Annotated in this window: 1 protein-coding gene; it reads right to left on the reverse strand. The window is 46.7% G+C overall.

The window, feature by feature from the left end:
* Positions 1-89: 89 nt before the first annotated feature.
* Positions 90-516 (reverse strand): HesA/MoeB/ThiF family protein (locus R7Z49_RS27610; RefSeq protein ID WP_318112847.1); only part of this gene is annotated, 427 nt, incomplete at its 5' end.

A 516-nucleotide genomic window follows, 5' to 3' on the forward strand; every position in this document is an offset into this window, starting at 1 on the left:
TAGTTATCACGCTACCTCTCTCCTTTGGCAAATGAACGTACAAACGAATTTGATGCTAATTGATTTGAAACTGTCATGGCGGTCATCTCTTAACTGCTCACTGGAGCAAGATTATTGTCACCACAAACCTGACATTGCTTGTCTTTGGTTATAGACATGGTCTGCCAGTTCATCCGCAGCCCGTCAAAGAGGTGTAACTGACCACACGCAACATGAAAGCGATCTATCGCCAACTTTTGAATAGCAGCGAGAGCTTGGTAGTTCCCCAGAGTGCCCACCACAGGGCCGATAATGCCGGTTTCGCTGCACTTCATTGTTTGCTGCAATTCATCAAACGGATACAAGCATCGATAGCAGCCTGAATTTGATGGTTTGTCTGAGTAGTCAAAAACAGCAAACTGCCCTTGCCAACCAATCGCTGCCGCCGATATCAGAGGTGTATTTTGCTCATAACAAACTTGATTGATCAGCTGCCTCGTTGGCAGGTTGTCACTGCAATCCAACACCACATCCGCC

This window comes from Vibrio sp. 1562 (genome assembly GCF_033340155.1).
GTDB classification, from domain to species: domain Bacteria; phylum Pseudomonadota; class Gammaproteobacteria; order Enterobacterales; family Vibrionaceae; genus Vibrio; species Vibrio alginolyticus.